The organism is Dolichospermum heterosporum TAC447, from assembly GCF_024584745.1.
GTDB lineage: Bacteria > Cyanobacteriota > Cyanobacteriia > Cyanobacteriales > Nostocaceae > Dolichospermum > Dolichospermum heterosporum.
On sequence record NZ_CP099464.1, the window covers coordinates 588,590 to 604,904 of the forward strand.

Sequence of the window (16,315 nt, forward strand, 5' to 3'; positions counted from 1 at the left end):
ATGTACAACACCAGAAAATCTAGATATTCATTTGCTATAATTGTACTAAAAAATAGTTATTTGGAGAATTAAGCAAAAGCAAACTCGGTTAATTTCCGAGTTTCTGGATCATAAAAAGCTAAAACAATATCTTCTTTCGGTACACCTTCTCTTAATAAATCCGTAGCTATTCCCTCTTCAGTCCAATCTTCCTCAATGTAAATTTTCTCATTTTTAATGCGAATATAAACAGAAATTGTTTTTACTCGTTTATCATTTTTCCAACCAATATTAAACCAAAGATATTGACTTCTTTGATCATCAAACATTAACACCTCATCTATATCAGGATCAATTACTTGTGATGAGATTTTTTCATATTCAGTTAAAATTTGTTTGATTAAGTTTTGATAATGAGTTAGCTTGTCCATTTGATAACCTCTTCTTGATTAATATCAATAACTAATAGTGAAACTTGATATTTTTGTAAAATCAGTTGAATAGCAACTTGTTCAAAAAACTTTTCATAAATATTTTTACCGATTGCTAAAAATACTTTATATTCAGGATGAGTAGCCAAAAGAAAAGTTTGATAAATCAGGTATTGACCTAAAGCTGTTTCAAATTCACGCATGGGAGAACGACTCAAAAAACTTTTAACTTCAATAACAATTTGTTCACTCTCTTTTGTCGCAGCAATCGTTTTTTCACCAGCTAAATCAGCGATAAGTCTGATTTCTTCATACTTAATCGGATAAGGATCAGCGGTAATCGTCCAACCAGCCTTAATTAAAGCATTTTTAACCGCATCATGGTAAGTATCCTTTGCTGGCATTGTTTTATTTGTAATTACAAGGTAAAAATTACCCACTTCAATATTATACTAAACTAAAACGGCATCATATACAAAACTTAATAGTTAAACAATTAACTTCAAAATCTGACACAATCTATTACTCATAAATTAACACTGGACTAATAAACAGACATCACAAAACTAAAAAATGCTACAATAGATAACCTCCATAAATATCATTTACATTTCCCTGGAGGAAATATTATGTTATCAACAGAACTTCAACAAGAATTCATGATCAACAGAATTGAGAAAATTGTGGCTATTTTAATGGAAGAACGTCCTTTGTTTAAAGAAGAACTTAATCCAAGAGAAATGGTTGAACATTTATACTCAACACGGCTTAATAATTTGATTCTGTGGGTAGGGGTTTAGCAGTGCTAAACCCCTACAAATCTAGGTTTTTCGTGATTTTGTAAAAGTCCATGTCTCAACCGTGTTTAGTATATATCATATCGTTCAGCAAAACCTAACCAAAGAACAATTTAATAACTTATCTGAAGTTGTATACCTATTTTGAAATCAAGAGAGGTTTACTAGCTATTAATTCCCCTAAACAAACAGAAATTTCTAATAAGATTGGACAAGATTATCAAATTATTTTATTAGATGATTTAGCGATTTTAGAAAAAGGGCTAATAGTCAAAGATTTATGGGGATTTTTAGTCATCTTCAGATGACTTCTGCTATGAGACTGGGAATTCATTCCCAGGCGGGCTATGGGTTTTACGTTAAGTTGACACCAATAAGCTCATGCTTTACCCCTACAAATCTAGGTTTTTCGTAATTCTTAAAAGTCCATGTCCCAACCATGTTGAGTAAGTAATTGGACAAAAATATTTACAGTCATTGCGAGGGAAGGGAAGCAATCACAACCCTGGCGATTGCTTCATTTTACTTCGTTCCATATGGCTAACGCCACGCAACGCTTACGCAATGACATTGTGTAATTAATTCTGTCTCACTACTTATAATAAGTACCGAAAGCCAAACATTTTTCTCTTGACATTCAATCTTGGTGACTTCTAAGCTATTATTTGGACACTACAAGACGGCGAATAACTGTAAAACTTACCCTGTACGCCTTTTGCATTCCGTCTTGCGTTAATACTCTGTTCCTAAAATAAGTAAACGGATAGACTATGATGATTTCAGAAACATTCAATTCAGTACCAGTAACCGTTTTGACTGGCTATTTAGGCGCGGGTAAAACTACATTATTAAATCATATTCTTACCTACGAACACGGTAAAAAAGTTGCCGTTATTGTTAACGAATTTGGCGAGGTAGGTATTGATAATCAATTGGTAATTGATGCAGATGAAGAAATCTTTGAAATGAATAATGGCTGTATTTGTTGTACAGTTCGCGGTGATTTAATTCGCATTATTGGCAATTTAATGAAACGCCGAGATAAATTTGATCATTTAGTCATTGAAACTACCGGTTTAGCAGATCCTGCACCTGTAATTCAAACGTTTTTTGTTGATGAAGATTTACAAAGTCAGTTGTCATTAGATGCAGTAGTCACAGTTGTTGATTCTAAACATATTTGGCAACATTGGGAAGCGGACGAGGCTCAAGAGCAAATTGCTTTTGCAGATGTAATTTTGTTGAATAAAACTGATTTAGTAACACCGGAAGTCTTAGATGAATTAGAAACTCGCATTCGCTCAATGAATGCAATGGCAAAAATCTACCGCACCCATAATTCTGAATTAGCCATGTCAGCTTTATTGGGAGTGCAAGCATTTGATTTAGATCATGCTTTAGAAATTGATCCTAATTTCTTAGGAGAAGATGCTCACGTCCATGATGAAAGCGTCTATTCTGTAGCGATAGTATCAGAAGGGACAATTAACGGTGAAAAATTAAATGCCTGGATGACAGAATTACTCAGAAATCAAGGTCTAGATATTTTCAGAATGAAAGGAATTTTAAATATTGAAAATGAAGATAATCGCTTTGTTTTCCAAGGTGTACACATGATATTTGATGGTAAAGCGGATAGACCTTGGAAAGTCAATGAAACTCGCAAAAATGAACTTGTATTTATTGGTAGAAATTTAGATGAAGCCAAATTAAAAGCAGACTTTTTTGCTTGTATGAGTTAGTAATACAATAGACATCTCCGGTAAAGATTGTAGAGACGTTCCATGGAAAGTCTCTACAGGGGTTTCATGTCACGCATATTTAATTTTCACCAGATGTCTAATGGAGGCGGGGTTTCCTCGCCCCTAAAGGTTTGGCGAATTGCTGTAAAAATAAAATATCACAACTATGAACTTAACAATTAATAAATCTCCAGAATTTACAAAACATTATTCTACAAAACTTGCAGATTATGTGACTGCTTTGGCTTGGTCTGCTGACGGTGAAATACTTGCAGCTAGTTCGGCTGCTGGAGAAGTTGTTTTATGGGAAAATGGCGAATTAACTACTTTACAAACAGCGACAGATAAAGCGGTAAATTGTTTGGCTTTTTCCCACGACGGTAAATATTTAGCTATTGGTGGACAAGATGGAAAAGTGAAAATTTGGTGCGGAAATAAATTAATTAGCACTTTAGAAAATGCCCCGATTTGGGTTGACCAATTAGCATGGAGTCACACCGATAACCAATTAGCTTTTAGTCTAGGTCGTTATGTGCAAATTTGGGATGCAGACACATTAGAAGTTGTTACAACTCTTAACTTTAATGATTCCTCTATTTTGGGAATTGATTGGCGTAAAGATGGCAAATATTTGGCTATTAATGGATATAAAGGCATAAAAATCTGGTCTACTCAAGATTGGGATGATGAACCATTTATTCTTCCTCTGTCTACCGTCAGTACAGCAATGGCTTGGTCTGATGATGGTAAGTATTTGGCATCTGGAAATATGGACCGGACTCTGACTGTTTTACAATGGGAACATCCTGATCCTTGGGTGATGCGGGGTTTTCCAGGGAAAATTCGTCATCTAGCTTGGTCAGACATAAAAACTCCCACAGATGCGCCCATTTTGGCTGTTTCTAGCGTTGATGGCATAGTAGCATGGGAGAAGTCGGTAGATGAATCTGTAGGCTGGGAAGCGCAAGTATTAACTAATCACCTGGATATCATTAATGCGATCGCTTTTGCACCCCAAAGTTTTATTCTCGCTTCTGCTGGTGCTGACGGTTGGCTATGTTTGTGGAATGAGAACAAAGAAGTTTCACAGATTTTTACTGACACTGAAGCCGGAGTTTCTACTCTATCTTGGCATCCCCAAGGACAATTATTAGCCGCTGGTGGTGAACAAGGTGAATTAATAATTTGGTCAACTTCTGGCGAGAATTAAAATTAATTGGTTTAAGGGAACACCAAAAAATAAATTACCCAATTTTGTGGGATGGGCATCCTGCCCGTCCTTGATGATTAGCGGGCAAGATGCCCGCACCACAAGAAATTTTTGGGTATTTTTTTAATTGGAAGTCCCTAAGTAGGTGAACACAATAAAACAAATCTGTGTAAACAAAAGTAAAATCGCCTCAACCCTCTTCACTCTTGCCTTTTGCCTTGCCATAACGACGATTTTCAATGCTAACCTACTTAGATTTAGATGTAGGGGTATCGCCCCCGTGCCTACCCCGGTATTTGGGGCAACCACAGGGGGTTTAGGTATCAAACCCACCCCAGTTGCAATTACAAATTAATTACCAATTATCGGCGCACTCAAAGAGACATTTTGTACTGCTTTGGCTGCGGCTAAGGTTGGTACAGAATCACGCAATCTTGCTGTTAATTGTACAGTTGTAGCGTCGTACATTTGGGTTAGCAATTTGGGATAAAAACCAATACCAATAATAGGTATCAACAAACAAGCAATGATAAAGACTTCACGGGGTTCAGCATCTATCAAATTCTGATGAGAAACTAACTCTTCATTTTCTTGTCCGTAGAAAATTTCGCGCAACATTGAAAGGAGATAAATTGGCGTTAAAATCACACCAACAGCCATCAAGAAAATGACAATAACTTTAAATGTCGAGTTATAAGCATCGCTAGTGGCAAAGCCGACAAATACCATTAATTCGGCGACAAAACCGCTCATTCCTGGTAATGCTAAAGAAGCCATTGAACAAGTTGTAAACATGGCGAAAATCTTTTGCATTTTCTTACCGACACCACCCATTTCATCTAACATGAGGGTGTGTGTGCGATCGTAAGTTGCACCGACTAAAAAGAACAAACTTGCCCCAATTAAGCCGTGAGAAACCATTTGTAAAACTGCGCCACTTAAACCCAAGTCGGTGAAAGAGGCAATCCCAATGAGAACAAAGCCCATGTGGGAAATTGAAGAGTAGGCAATTTTCCGTTTTAAATTCCTTTGGGCAAAGGAAGTTAGGGCAGCGTAGATGATATTTACTACCCCCAAAACCACTAACACTGGTGCAACGTAAGCGTGGGCATCGGGTAGCATTTGGGCATTCATGCGAATTAAGGCATAACCACCCATTTTTAACAAAATACCTGCTAGTAACATATGCACTGGGGCTGTAGCCTCACCGTGGGCATCTGGTAGCCAGGTATGGAGGGGGATAATGGGCAGCTTGACAGCGTAGGCAATCAGGAAGCCGGCGTAGAGTAAAAGTTGTAAATTGAGTCCAAAATCCTTTAATGCGAGCGATCGCATATCGAATGTCACTGTATCGCCATAAAACCCCATTGTCAAGGAAGACAGCAAAATAAACAGCGAACCGCCAGCGGTGTACAAAATAAATTTAGTCGCTGCATATTGACGCTTTTTCCCTCCCCAAATTGACAGGAGGAAGTATATGGGGACAAGTTCCAGTTCCCACACCAGGAAAAATAACAGCATATCCTGGACGGCAAAAACGGCAATTTGACCGCCATACATTGCCAAAATTAGGAAATAAAACAATTTCGGCTTTAGTGTTACAGGCCAAGCTGCTAAGATTGCCAGGGTGGTAATGAATCCTGTTAATAGAACCAGGGCATGGATAAGCCATCAACCCCTAAAGACCAATTTAAGCCCAATTGCGGAACCCAGGGATAACTTTCCACCAGTTGCAAATCGGGATTAGAGAAATCGTATCCAGTATAAAAAGCGCAGACAATGAGGACAAAATCTATCAACCCGACAATGAGAGAATACCAGCGCACGGTTTTTCCATCTTTATCTGGGATAATGGGAAGGAGTAGTGATGCGGCTATGGGAAATAAAATAATCGTCGTCAGCCACGGGAAATTAGCTATATTCATCACAATTAATCTGCTATTAAAATCACGTTTGGTAACAAGTTAGTATCTAATAACTTCTAAATCACCTTAAATCAAGGATTACAGCCACAAGGTTAACATAGATGCTCAATTTAAGTTAATTTTAGATAAAAGAATTAACCAAATTTACCGTTAATGTAAGCTTTGGTGTCTTCCTGTTGAGGATCACTGAAAATCATCTCAGTTGAGTTGTACTCTACTAAGTAGCCACTACGTCCACCTGTTTCGGAAGCTTTAACGTTAAAAAACGCGGTTTTATCAGATACTCGTGATGCTTGGTGCATATTGTGGGTGACAATGACGATGGTATATTGTTCTTTGAGTTCGTGAATTAGTTCTTCTATCCGTGCAGTAGAAATAGGATCAAGGGCAGAACATGGTTCATCCATCAGGATAACTTCTGGTTGCACAGCGATCGCCCGCGCAATACATAAACGCTGTTGTTGTCCACCGGATAAGGATAAACCATTTTGTCGCAATTTATCCTTGACTTCATCCCACAAAGCTGCTTGTCGCAAACTCCGTTCCACCAATTCATTCATATCACCTCTGTAGCCATTGATTCTCGCACCAAAGGCAATATTTTCATAAATTGACTTGGGGAAGGGGTTGGGTTTTTGAAATACCATACCAATGCGTCTTCGCACTTCTACAGGATCAATATTCTGTGCATAGATATTTTTGTCGTAGAAATAAACTTTACCTTCGGGTCTAAATGAGTCAATTAAATCATTTAGCCGATTATAACATCGCAATAAGGTAGTTTTACCACAACCGGAAGGACCGATAAAAGCGGTGACTCGATTTTTAGGAATATCTAACCAAACATTTTGTAAAGCCAAAAAATTGCCATAATAGATATTTAAGTTTTCTGTGCGTAAAACCGATTCAGTTCCATTAATTGTGCTAATGATAGTATTCATAAAATCGGGCTTGATGGAAAAGTTTTTTTGGTGATAGCTAAATTAAATCTTTTTTTCTAGTAACCCAGCGAGCAATAATACTAGTAATTAAAACCATGAATACAAGAATTAAAGACGCAGCCCAAGCTAAAGATTGCCAAGTTTGATAGGGAGAAGTGGCAAAATTGTATACTAAAACTGCTAGAGAAGCAGTTGGTTTGAGGATACTATCTGGCCAAAAAGAAGAAAAAAGAGCCGTAAATATTAATGGTGCAGTTTCTCCAGCCGCACGAGCGATCGCTAAAATAGAACCAGTGACAATTGCAGGTAATGCAGTTGGTAATACCACCAAGATCACAGTTTGCAAATTAGTGCTTCCTAGTCCAATAGATGCTTGCCGTAAATCTTGAGACACTAATTGCAATGCCTCGTCTGTAGTTCGCACAATAATCGGTAACATCAAAATTGCTAGGGCGACTCCACCACCCAGGGCTGAGTAAGAGCCTAAATTCAGCTTTACCAAGGTTAAAACCACAATTCCATAGGCAAATACCCCAGCAATGATCGAGGGAACTCCACTGAGAACATTAGTAGCGAAACGTATCCATCTGGCAATTCTTTGAGAACTAAACTCACTTAAATAAATTGCCGCCAACACACCAACAGGAACACTAATTATAGCAGCAATTCCTACCATTAATAATGTTCCCAAAATGGCATTCCCAAAGCCGCCATTTTTACCAAAGGGAGGAGGTGGCAACTGTGTAAAAATATGGATGTCTAAACTACTAAACCCTCTAATTACTACATAATAAAGCACTGCCAATAAAGGAATCAGTGCCAAAACTCCACAGACAAAAGCTAATCCAGTCATGACCATATTAACCAATGTTCGAGGAGACGAAAGAGAACGAGTTAGGCTTCCTTGCGGAAACAAAGAATTCATAATTTAACCAATATAACTTTTACTAATTTCATAAAACACAAAATTATCTGCGTTTATCCTCAGATCCCCGACTTCTAACATCAATTTATAGTTTCTGGACACAATAAATAAAAGAAGTCGGGGATCTTATGCATTCTAAATTCGCCCCACTCGTGCCACAATAAAATCCGCCAGAATATTGACGATCATTGTTAAGATAAATAAAACTAAAGCTGCATACATTAAAGCAGCAACTTGTAACCCATTAGCTTCCGCAAATTGATTTGCCAATAAAGAAGAAATCGTATTTGATGGTGCTAAGAGAGAGATATGAATATTGTTAGCATTACCTATTAACATTGTCACAGCCATTGTTTCACCCATTGCCCTCCCAAGTGCCAACATTACCGCACTGACAATGCCAGAAAAGGCAGCAGGGATAATAACTTGAAAAATGGTTTCCCAACGGGTTGCACCTATTCCTAGAGCGGCTTGACGCAAACTTGAAGGCACAGAAATCAAGGCATCACGAGAGATAGCCGTGATAATTGGCAAAATCATAATTGCTAATATTACTCCTGCTGGTAACATCCCTGGTCCAGTGGGTGCAGAACTAAAAATTGGCAACCAGCCTAGATAAGTATGTAGCCATGTGCCTAGATTTTTTAACACAGGGATTAACACAAAAATTCCCCAGACTCCATAAACAACACTGGGAATAGCCGCTAGGAGTTCTACTAAAAATACCAGGACTAAATTTACCTGGGGGGGGAGGAAATTCTCACTCAATAAAATTGCTGTTCCTACACCAATAGGGAGGGCTAAAATCAGTCCAATTAAAGAACTGATGAGAGTTCCGTAAATTGCTGGGAGTACCCCATATTCATTATTAACAGGGTTCCAACTGCTGGTAAAAAAGAAATTAATCCCGAATTTTTGGATAGCTGGTAAAGCACTAGTAGTAATTTGCAAGGCAATCCATAATAGAATAGCAGCGATCGCTAGGGCAAAAATTCGGGTTATCCAAATAAAACTCTGATCTAGATTTCTATCTATTTCTGAACGGTTTTTCGTGGTTAATGGATCTTCTGGAAAGTTTATAGTCATTCTCCTGACTCCTGACTCCTGACCAAGGGCGCAGGCCCTGCGCCCCTACCTCTTACCTTGAGAATTAGCACCAACAGAAATATGATAATCAGGACTAATTTGATCAGCCGCTGCTGCGACTTTATTAATTACATTGGCTGGTAAGGGGACATATCCTAATTCACTAGCTATCTTTTGTCCATCAGTTAAAGCATATTCAATAGTTGCTTCCATTGCTTTAGCTTTGCCGGCATCAGTATATTTTTTATAGGCGAGAATCCAAGTATAAGTTACTATTGGGTAGGATTCTGCCCCTTCAGGGTCGGCAATAAAAGCACGAAGATTTTCTGGTAAAGTTACTGATGCTAGAGTTTTAGATGCTGATTCTTCAGAAGCTAAAACAAACTGGTTGGATTTATTTTCTAAAGATGCAAATTTGAGTTTACTTTCCTTAGCATAGCCATATTCTACATAACCAATAGAACCTTGAGTTTGTTGAATTTGGGCGGTGACACCTTCATTACCTTTAGCACCAACTCCTATCGGCCATTTTACACTTTTACCTTCACCTACCTGAGTTTTCCATTCTGGACTAATGGCACTAAGATGTTTGGTGAAAACGCCCGTAGTTCCACTACCATCAGCCCGATAAATAACTTTGATTTCCTCTTTTGGTAATTTTACATTAGGATTGATTTTAGCGATCGCCGGATCATCCCAAAATTTAATTTTACCTAAGAAAATATCAGTGTAAACTGCTCGTGATAACTGGAGTTGAGGAACTTCTGGCAAATTATAAGCGAGGACAATACTACCCGCAGTTAGAGGTAATAGTAGCACACCTTTTTCTGCCGGAACTTTGTTAATTTCTTCATCCTTCATTGCTACATCACTAGCGCCAAAGTCTAATGTTCCTTGGGTAAACTGCTCAACACCCGCACCACTACCCACAGACTGATAATTAACTTTTAAATTGGGATATTTTTTGTTTAACTCTGTAAACCAAGTTTGATAAAGTGGGGCAGGAAAAGAAGCACCCGCACCTATTAATTCCATATTACCTCCTAAATCTAGTTTCCTAGAATTGGCAGTAGTTGTATTTGTCGTTTTACCAGGAGACTCACTTATAGTTGGATTCTTTGAGTTAGTTTCTCCACAAGCTGATAGACTAATTACTACTGTTAATACAGATATTGCAACTATCAGGCGATGATTTTTCATGAAACTGATTTTAAGTAGAGCAATCCTATTTGAGTTGATCAAGCCTCCAGTTCGGGTCAGTGCATCTGGGATTTCATTATATTCACTAAAAACTTGTCAAACATCCTCTTAAAGATAGGTTGATTATCCATTAAGGGAACACCAAAAAATAAATTACCCAATTTCGTGGGATGGGCATCCTGCCCGTCCTTGATGATTAGCGGGCTTTTCGTCCCGCACCACAAGAAATTTTTGGGTATTTTTTTAATTGGAAGTCCCTAAGTAGGTGAACACAATAAAACCAAACTGTGTAAAGAAACGTAAAATCGCTGAAAACGTCTTTACTATTGCCTATTGCCTATTGCCTATTACCTCTTGCCTCTTGCCTATTGCCTATTCCCTGTTCCCTGTTCCCTGCCTTCACAGGCAACTTATTCAGCAAACCCTACTTAGGAGAATTTCAATGTATAATTTGACAATTTCTGTTATATTAGCGATCGCTTCTTCAAAAGTATCTCCTTGAGAAAGACAGCCCTGAAAAAGAGGACAAAAAGCATGATCATTTCCGTTTTTCTCCTTTGCGAGAATGACGGTGTAATTGTAAACTTCTTGACCTTGCACCTACTGTTAATTAACCCTTGCGCCTAATCAATGTTTGCTGCCTCGAATCAACTGCTATGGTCTATGATAGGCTTGCTCCTCACAATGGGTGGTACTTTCCTGGAAGCTTATGGTGTTACCTCACCTTGGAACTGGAGTCAGCACGGAATTCAAACCCTTTCACTAGGTGTCAGCTATCAAATTGGTGCAGTCCTACTGGTAGGCTGTTTAGGAGGTCGAAATGCTGGTGCGCTCTCGCAAATTGCCTATTTAGTCATGGGATTAACCTTATTACCTGTATTTGCCGAAGGAGGCGGTATCGGTTATGTTAAACTATCTCAGTTTGGCTATTTACTGGGATTTATTCCCGGAGCTTGGATTTGTGGATATTTAGCCTTTAAAGCTCGACCTCGGCTAGAAACTCTAGCTTTTAGTTGTCTTTGTGGCTTATTCACCGTTCACGTCTGCGGTATTGCTTATTTAATCATCAGTTATATCTTACCCTGGAGAGGAACAGACAATCTATCACTGATTCAAGCTATTCTTAAATACTCCTGCTTTGCACTGCCAGGACAACTAGTGGTTGTTTGTGCCGTTACCATAGTAGCTTATGTGCTGCGACATATAATGTTTTATTAGTCATTGGTCATTGGTCATTGGTCAGTGGTCATTGGTCAGTGGTCATTGGTCAGTAGCAAGAAAAAACAACTGACAACTGACAAAGAACAACTGACACCCAACAAATTTATCATGCGTATAAAAAATCGCTTCTTCTGGATTGCCGCTCTGATAGCATTTCTATTAGACCAACTGACAAAATACTGGGTAGTGAAGACCTTTAACCCAGGACAAACACTACCACTGTTAAGCGGGATATTTCATTTTACCTATGTGACTAATACAGGTGCAGCCTTTAGTTTATTAAGTGGCAAAGTAGAATGGTTACGCTGGCTATCTTTGGGTGTTAGTTTAGTATTGATAACCATTGCATTAACTGGACCATTGTTAAGTTTTTGGGAGCAAATGGGTTATGGTTTGATTTTAGGGGGAGCAATGGGCAATGGTATTGATAGATTTATACTAGGGTATGTCATTGACTTTCTTGATTTTCGGTTAATTAATTTTGCCGTGTTTAATATGGCTGATTCTTTTATTAGTATTGGTATAGTCTGCTTGTTAATTGCCTCATGGAAAAAAACACCAAGTAATTAAAAAATTTAATTCTTCTTTTGGAAATTCCCCTACTTTCCCGTTAATTTTTAACTTTTAACTTGCAATTGTTTATGAGTTTTCCCCAACCTCCTCAAAAGCCAAAAACTATAATTGGTCAAGTAACTCAAGCGGTCAGCACCATTCATGCTAGAGTCAACTTCTCCATGAAGCTCAAACCCAATGCTAAAGTACCAAAACTATTCGTCCATGATGCCGGCGGGAACCAAGAAGAAGAATATGATTTATTAGGCGATCGCTATATACTAGGACGGAGTTCAAAATCCTGTGATATCGTCGTCCGTAATCCACTTGTCAGCACAGTTCACCTCTCATTATCGCGGGACTCCACCCAAAACACCCCCGTTTTCACAATCAAAGACGAAAACTCCACCAACGGTATTTATCTTGGCAAAAGGCGGATAAATACCCTAGAACTGCGTCATGGAGATATCATTAACTTAGGACCACAGGATCTAGCTGATGCTGTGAGTATTCAATACATAGACCCACCAGCCTGGTATGTCAAAGCTGCCACCTGGACAGCCTATGGAGTCGGTGGTGTCACGGCTTTAATTGCCTTAGCCATAGGTGCAGAATGGCTGAAATTTTCCGTTAGACCCCTACCTACAGCCACTCGCGCCCCTGTCGTTGTCTATGCCCGTGATGGCTCAACCCCACTCCGTGAACCCCGTAATATCGCCCACGTAGACCTGAAACAATTATCAGACTTTGGACCATATTTAGCTGCTGCGGTCGTAGCCTCGGAAGATAGTCGCTACTACTGGCACTTTGGGGTAGACCCCTTGGGTGTATTGCGAGCCGTACTTATCAACAGTCGTAGCGGTGACGTTCAACAGGGGGCAAGTACAGTTACCCAACAAGTAGCTCGAAGTTTATTCCGGGAATATGTAGGCAGTCAAGACTCTTTAGGACGGAAAGTTAAGGAAGCCGTCGTCTCCCTCAAACTAGAAACCTTTTACAGCAAAGACGATATTTTACTAACTTACTTAAATCGGGTATTTTTAGGTGCAGACACTTCCGGCTTTGAAGATGCAGCCAAATATTATTTTAACAAATCCGCCAAAGAATTAACCCTAGCGGAAGCAGCCACCTTAGTAGGGATTTTACCCGCCCCCAATGCCTTCGATTTTTGTGGCAGTGGTCCCCGGAAACTCGGTGCAGCCGACTACCGCAATCGAGTCATTAAACGACTGCTAGAAATGGGCAAAATTACCCAAGAAGAAGCCAACCGCGCTCGCCGTTCTACCGTTCAAGTTAGCCCCAAAGTTTGCGAAAGGCAAGCCAAAACCATTGCCCCCTATTTCTATGATTATGTCTTTCAAGAACTCACATCAAGGCTAGGTCCAGCAGCAGCTAGAGAGGGTAACTATATCATCGAAACCCAACTTGATCCAACTATCCAAGCCAAAGCCGAAGCTGAGTTAAAAAATTCCGTCACCAAAGCCGGCTCAAATTTTGGCTTTTCCCAAGGAGGAATGGTAACTCTGGACTCAAAAACCGGGAGTATTGTGGCTATGGTAGGCGGGACTGATTACAAAAAAAGCCAGTTTAATCGCACCGTTCAAGCCCAAAGACAACCAGGTTCTACCTTTAAAATTTTTGCCTACGCTGCGGCTATAGAAAAAGGGTTTTCGACCTATAGAAGTTATTCTTGCAGTCCTTTAACTTGGCAAGGTTTTACCTATAAACCCTGTCGGGCTGGTGCTGGTGGTAGTTTAGACATAGCCACTGGTTTGGCAATGTCAGAAAACCCCATTGCTTTGCGGGTAGCCAAGGAAATTGGTTTGAATAAAGTCGTAGATATGGCGCAGCGGTTGGGTGTTAAATCCAATCTTGAGGCAGTACCCGGTTTGGTATTAGGTCAAAGTGTGGTTAATGTGTTAGAAATGACCGGGGCATTTGGGGCAATTGGTAATCGTGGAGTCTGGAATCCCCCTCATGCTATTAGTAAAATCCGTGACAGTAGTGATTGCAAGGATCTTAAAGATTTTGAAACCTGTCGGGTGATTTACTCCTTCGATACAGATCCAAATGGTTCTAAACAAGTGCTAAAACCAGCAGTTGCCAATCAAATGACTACTATGATGCGGGGAGTAATTACCAGTGGTACAGGTCGTAGCGCGGCTATTGGTTTAGGCGAAGCAGGTAAAACCGGAACCACAAATGATAATGTTGACCTCTGGTTTATTGGTTTTATTCCTAGTCGTCAACTTGTCACCGGCATTTGGCTAGGAAATGATAATAATTCACCTACTTCCGGCAGCAGCGGCCAAGCGGCACAACTTTGGGGTAATTATATGGGTAAAATTACTAAGTAGGGTTTGTTAAAAAAGTCTTTTCGTTATGGCTAGAAGTCGGGGTGAAGAATTATCTTCTGTGCATAAGCACTTATGCCTTTAATTAAATGAACGTGGGTTCGACCAATAATTTTTAACCCCTCTGGTGAACCTCTCCCTAACCCTCTTCTAAGGGACTTCCAAGAAGTAAATTATCCTGATTAACGAACCACAGAGGCGCAGAGGACACAGAGGAATAAGGGTTTGAGAGATTTTTGCGTTAGGTGGTTGAGTATTTTTTTATTTGGAAGTCCCTAAGAGGATGTTTGAAAAGTGGTATCCCGTAATTTTCATCACATGTGAAGAATTATCTTTTGTGCATAAGCACTTATGCTTTTAATTAAATAAACGTGGGTTCGACCAATAATTTTTAACCCCTCTGGTGAACCTCTCCCTAACCCTCTTCTAAGGGACTTCCAAGAAATAAATTATCCTGATTAACGAACCACAGAGGCGCAGAGGACACAGAGGAATAAGGGTTTGAGAGATTTTTGCGTTAGGTGGTTGAGTATTTTTTTATTTGGAAGTCCCTAAGAGGATGTTTGAAAAGTGGTATCCCGTAATTTTCATCACATTGTTACCCCCTTTCCCCTTTACAAGGCTACGGTGTACACACAAGTTATCGAATCACCATTATTCCTCAAATTAAGTAGTGAGACAGAATTAATTACACAATGTCATTGCGTAAGCGTTGCGTGGCGTTAGCCATATGGAACGAAGTGAAATGAAGCAATCGCCAGGGTTGTGATTGCTTCCCTTCCCTCGCAATGACTGTAAATATTTTTGTCCAATTACTTACCCCACCCTAACCCTCCCCGATGCTTTGGGGAGGGAACTAATTTTTCCTTAATCCCCCCTTTATAAGGGGGGTAATTTAACTTGTGTGTACACGATAGCCTTTATAAGTGGAGGGTTAGGGAGGGGTAAAATATTCGATACAGCAATCATGACTTTTCAAACACCTTCTAAGAGGAGAGGAATAACATTTAATATTGGAGAGGCTTAAAAACCTGATTTTAAAATTCTAATAAGAGGTTAAAATATATGTTTGCCCTTCTTGTGTTATGGCTTACAAGGAAGTATCAGGTTCAAGAGATGTAATTTTAAAAGCTTTTATCGAATGGTTTCTTAAACTTGATAAACCACAAAGAAGAGAAGTAATTTCTCTTTTAGGAAATGATAAATTGAGATTTTCACTATATGATGAATCTGAAAAAGCAGTAGACAAATATCAAGAAACCCGCGCAAGGGTTCAGCAACAGGAACGGGAGCAACGTAGAAGAGAATTACTTGGTAATTAGGCTTTTGTAATTTAGTAGGTTGGGTTGACGCAAGGAAACCCAACAATAATCAATAACAGCGTAACGTAAAATTAATGATAATAAGCTACAACATACGAAACTTCAGATAGAATCATGACCACAAATGCAGAATATAAAGCAAGAATTACTACCTATAACTGGGATGATTTAATCAAATTATGGTCAGAAATTGAATCAGGTAATACACCAAATTGGGATGCAGGTAAAGCATTATAATATCTCATTTTACGAGCATTTCAACTTAATAAATCTGAAGTAACCTGGCCTTACAGCGTGTATTTAGATGGAGAAGAAATAGAACAAATTGACGGAGTAGTTTATGCAGATGGCTTATCTTGTATAATAGAATGTAAAGATACAGCAAAACCTGTTAAAATTGAACCTATAGCCAAGTTAAGAAATCAACTATTACGCAGACCAGCAGCAACTATTGGGAGTATATTTAGTCGTAGTGGATTTACAGAAGCATCGGAAACCTTAGCTGGATTTGTTGCACCTCAAACTATTCTATTGTGGGGAGGAGAAGAAATTAAATATTCTGGTTCTTCGGTTATTTTTATGGAAACCCTGGTTCAAAATCATTGAAAGCCCTATTGTGTAGGCATTTCA

General features: G+C 39.1%; 17 protein-coding genes and 1 pseudogene. 10 read left to right on the top strand and 8 right to left on the bottom strand.

What is annotated here, in order from left to right; all coding sequences use genetic code 11:
* Positions 1 to 68 precede the first annotated feature (68 nt).
* Positions 69 to 410, bottom strand: coding sequence for a XisI protein (locus tag NG743_RS02595; protein WP_053539158.1), 342 nt, complete (start codon positions 408 to 410; stop codon positions 69 to 71).
* A complete protein-coding gene (locus tag NG743_RS02600) occupies positions 398 to 814 on the bottom strand; it encodes a XisH family protein (protein WP_257121466.1) in 417 nt (138 codons plus the stop codon). Before NG743_RS02600 ends, NG743_RS02595 begins: the two co-directional genes overlap by 13 nt.
* Before the next feature lie 225 nt (positions 815 to 1,039).
* On the opposite strand from NG743_RS02600, the gene NG743_RS02605 reads away from it, so the two are divergent.
* The 4 genes from NG743_RS02605 (at position 1,040) to NG743_RS02620 (ending at position 4,159) form a co-directional block, all read left to right on the top strand.
* Positions 1,040 to 1,210: a hypothetical protein gene (locus NG743_RS02605; RefSeq protein WP_257121467.1), complete on the top strand. Its 171-nt coding sequence runs from the start codon at positions 1,040 to 1,042 to the stop codon at positions 1,208 to 1,210.
* Positions 1,211 to 1,338: 128 nt separating this feature from the next.
* Positions 1,339 to 1,515, top strand: coding sequence for a PIN domain-containing protein (locus tag NG743_RS02610; protein ID WP_199924434.1), 177 nt, complete (start codon positions 1,339 to 1,341; stop codon positions 1,513 to 1,515).
* 462 nt (positions 1,516 to 1,977) lie between these two features.
* A complete protein-coding gene (locus NG743_RS02615; protein ID WP_027400657.1) occupies positions 1,978 to 2,949 on the top strand; it encodes a CobW family GTP-binding protein in 972 nt (323 codons plus the stop codon).
* Positions 2,950 to 3,115: 166 nt separating this feature from the next.
* Complete coding sequence (locus NG743_RS02620; protein ID WP_027400656.1) at positions 3,116 to 4,159, top strand: WD40 repeat domain-containing protein; 1,044 nt, start codon at positions 3,116 to 3,118, stop codon at positions 4,157 to 4,159.
* A 351-nt stretch (positions 4,160 to 4,510) separates the two neighbouring features.
* Here the strand turns inward: NG743_RS02620 and NG743_RS02625 are convergent.
* The 6 genes and pseudogenes from NG743_RS02625 to NG743_RS02650 all read right to left on the bottom strand — a co-directional run bounded on the left by NG743_RS02625 (position 4,511) and on the right by NG743_RS02650 (position 10,836).
* A pseudogene (locus NG743_RS02625) lies at positions 4,511 to 6,084 on the bottom strand (NAD(P)H-quinone oxidoreductase subunit 4).
* 134 nt (positions 6,085 to 6,218) lie between these two features.
* The gene (pstB, locus tag NG743_RS02630; RefSeq protein ID WP_027400654.1) at positions 6,219 to 7,025 is read right to left on the bottom strand and encodes a phosphate ABC transporter ATP-binding protein PstB; all 807 of its coding nucleotides are present in this window, start codon (positions 7,023 to 7,025) and stop codon (positions 6,219 to 6,221) included.
* A gap of 37 nt (positions 7,026 to 7,062) precedes the next feature.
* The gene (gene pstA, locus NG743_RS02635; RefSeq protein WP_257121471.1) at positions 7,063 to 7,950 is read right to left on the bottom strand and encodes a phosphate ABC transporter permease PstA; all 888 of its coding nucleotides are present in this window, start codon (positions 7,948 to 7,950) and stop codon (positions 7,063 to 7,065) included.
* Positions 7,951 to 8,085: 135 nt separating this feature from the next.
* Entirely contained in the window at positions 8,086 to 9,036 is a 951-nt protein-coding gene (pstC, locus tag NG743_RS02640) for a phosphate ABC transporter permease subunit PstC (protein ID WP_193962749.1), read from the bottom strand.
* Between the two features lie 45 nt (positions 9,037 to 9,081).
* Positions 9,082 to 10,236: a phosphate ABC transporter substrate-binding protein PstS gene (gene pstS, locus NG743_RS02645; protein ID WP_193962748.1), complete on the bottom strand. Its 1,155-nt coding sequence runs from the start codon at positions 10,234 to 10,236 to the stop codon at positions 9,082 to 9,084.
* Positions 10,237 to 10,650: 414 nt separating this feature from the next.
* Positions 10,651 to 10,836: a type II toxin-antitoxin system HicB family antitoxin gene (locus NG743_RS02650; RefSeq protein ID WP_035081131.1), complete on the bottom strand. Its 186-nt coding sequence runs from the start codon at positions 10,834 to 10,836 to the stop codon at positions 10,651 to 10,653.
* 30 nt (positions 10,837 to 10,866) lie between these two features.
* Between NG743_RS02650 and NG743_RS02655 the strand changes: the two genes are divergently transcribed.
* From NG743_RS02655 to NG743_RS02680, 6 genes are all read left to right on the top strand, one after another.
* A complete protein-coding gene (locus NG743_RS02655) occupies positions 10,867 to 11,454 on the top strand; it encodes a biotin transporter BioY (RefSeq protein WP_027400650.1) in 588 nt (195 codons plus the stop codon).
* 111 nt (positions 11,455 to 11,565) lie between these two features.
* The gene (gene lspA / locus NG743_RS02660; protein ID WP_027400649.1) at positions 11,566 to 12,027 is read left to right on the top strand and encodes a signal peptidase II; all 462 of its coding nucleotides are present in this window, start codon (positions 11,566 to 11,568) and stop codon (positions 12,025 to 12,027) included.
* A 71-nt stretch (positions 12,028 to 12,098) separates the two neighbouring features.
* Positions 12,099 to 14,366: a transglycosylase domain-containing protein gene (locus tag NG743_RS02665; protein ID WP_257121473.1), complete on the top strand. Its 2,268-nt coding sequence runs from the start codon at positions 12,099 to 12,101 to the stop codon at positions 14,364 to 14,366.
* Between the two features lie 1,082 nt (positions 14,367 to 15,448).
* Positions 15,449 to 15,685 (top strand): hypothetical protein, encoded by a 237-nt coding sequence (locus tag NG743_RS02670; protein WP_027400647.1) that lies wholly within the window; start codon positions 15,449 to 15,451, stop codon positions 15,683 to 15,685.
* 114 nt (positions 15,686 to 15,799) lie between these two features.
* On the top strand, positions 15,800 to 15,922 hold the full coding sequence (locus NG743_RS02675) for a hypothetical protein (RefSeq protein WP_257121474.1): 123 nt from the start codon (positions 15,800 to 15,802) through the stop codon (positions 15,920 to 15,922).
* A 57-nt stretch (positions 15,923 to 15,979) separates the two neighbouring features.
* On the top strand, positions 15,980 to 16,291 hold the full coding sequence (locus tag NG743_RS02680) for a restriction endonuclease (RefSeq protein WP_236630438.1): 312 nt from the start codon (positions 15,980 to 15,982) through the stop codon (positions 16,289 to 16,291).
* The last annotated feature ends 24 nt before the right edge of the window (positions 16,292 to 16,315 follow it).

What these genes read in the sequence shown, in the direction of transcription:
- NG743_RS02595 (WP_053539158.1), bottom strand. Translation starts at nt 410, where the DNA reads ATGGACAAGCTAACTCATTATCAAAACTTAATCAAACAAATTTTAACT.
- NG743_RS02600 (WP_257121466.1), bottom strand. Translation starts at nt 814, where the DNA reads ATGCCAGCAAAGGATACTTACCATGATGCGGTTAAAAATGCTTTAATT.
- NG743_RS02605 (WP_257121467.1), top strand. Translation starts at nt 1,040, where the DNA reads ATGTTATCAACAGAACTTCAACAAGAATTCATGATCAACAGAATTGAG.
- NG743_RS02615 (WP_027400657.1), top strand. Translation starts at nt 1,978, where the DNA reads ATGATGATTTCAGAAACATTCAATTCAGTACCAGTAACCGTTTTGACT.
- NG743_RS02620 (WP_027400656.1), top strand. Translation starts at nt 3,116, where the DNA reads ATGAACTTAACAATTAATAAATCTCCAGAATTTACAAAACATTATTCT.
- pstB (WP_027400654.1), bottom strand. Translation starts at nt 7,025, where the DNA reads ATGAATACTATCATTAGCACAATTAATGGAACTGAATCGGTTTTACGC.
- pstA (WP_257121471.1), bottom strand. Translation starts at nt 7,950, where the DNA reads ATGAATTCTTTGTTTCCGCAAGGAAGCCTAACTCGTTCTCTTTCGTCT.
- pstC (WP_193962749.1), bottom strand. Translation starts at nt 9,036, where the DNA reads ATGACTATAAACTTTCCAGAAGATCCATTAACCACGAAAAACCGTTCA.
- pstS (WP_193962748.1), bottom strand. Translation starts at nt 10,236, where the DNA reads ATGAAAAATCATCGCCTGATAGTTGCAATATCTGTATTAACAGTAGTA.
- NG743_RS02655 (WP_027400650.1), top strand. Translation starts at nt 10,867, where the DNA reads ATGTTTGCTGCCTCGAATCAACTGCTATGGTCTATGATAGGCTTGCTC.
- lspA (WP_027400649.1), top strand. Translation starts at nt 11,566, where the DNA reads ATGCGTATAAAAAATCGCTTCTTCTGGATTGCCGCTCTGATAGCATTT.
- NG743_RS02665 (WP_257121473.1), top strand. Translation starts at nt 12,099, where the DNA reads ATGAGTTTTCCCCAACCTCCTCAAAAGCCAAAAACTATAATTGGTCAA.
- NG743_RS02670 (WP_027400647.1), top strand. Translation starts at nt 15,449, where the DNA reads ATGGCTTACAAGGAAGTATCAGGTTCAAGAGATGTAATTTTAAAAGCT.
- NG743_RS02675 (WP_257121474.1), top strand. Translation starts at nt 15,800, where the DNA reads ATGACCACAAATGCAGAATATAAAGCAAGAATTACTACCTATAACTGG.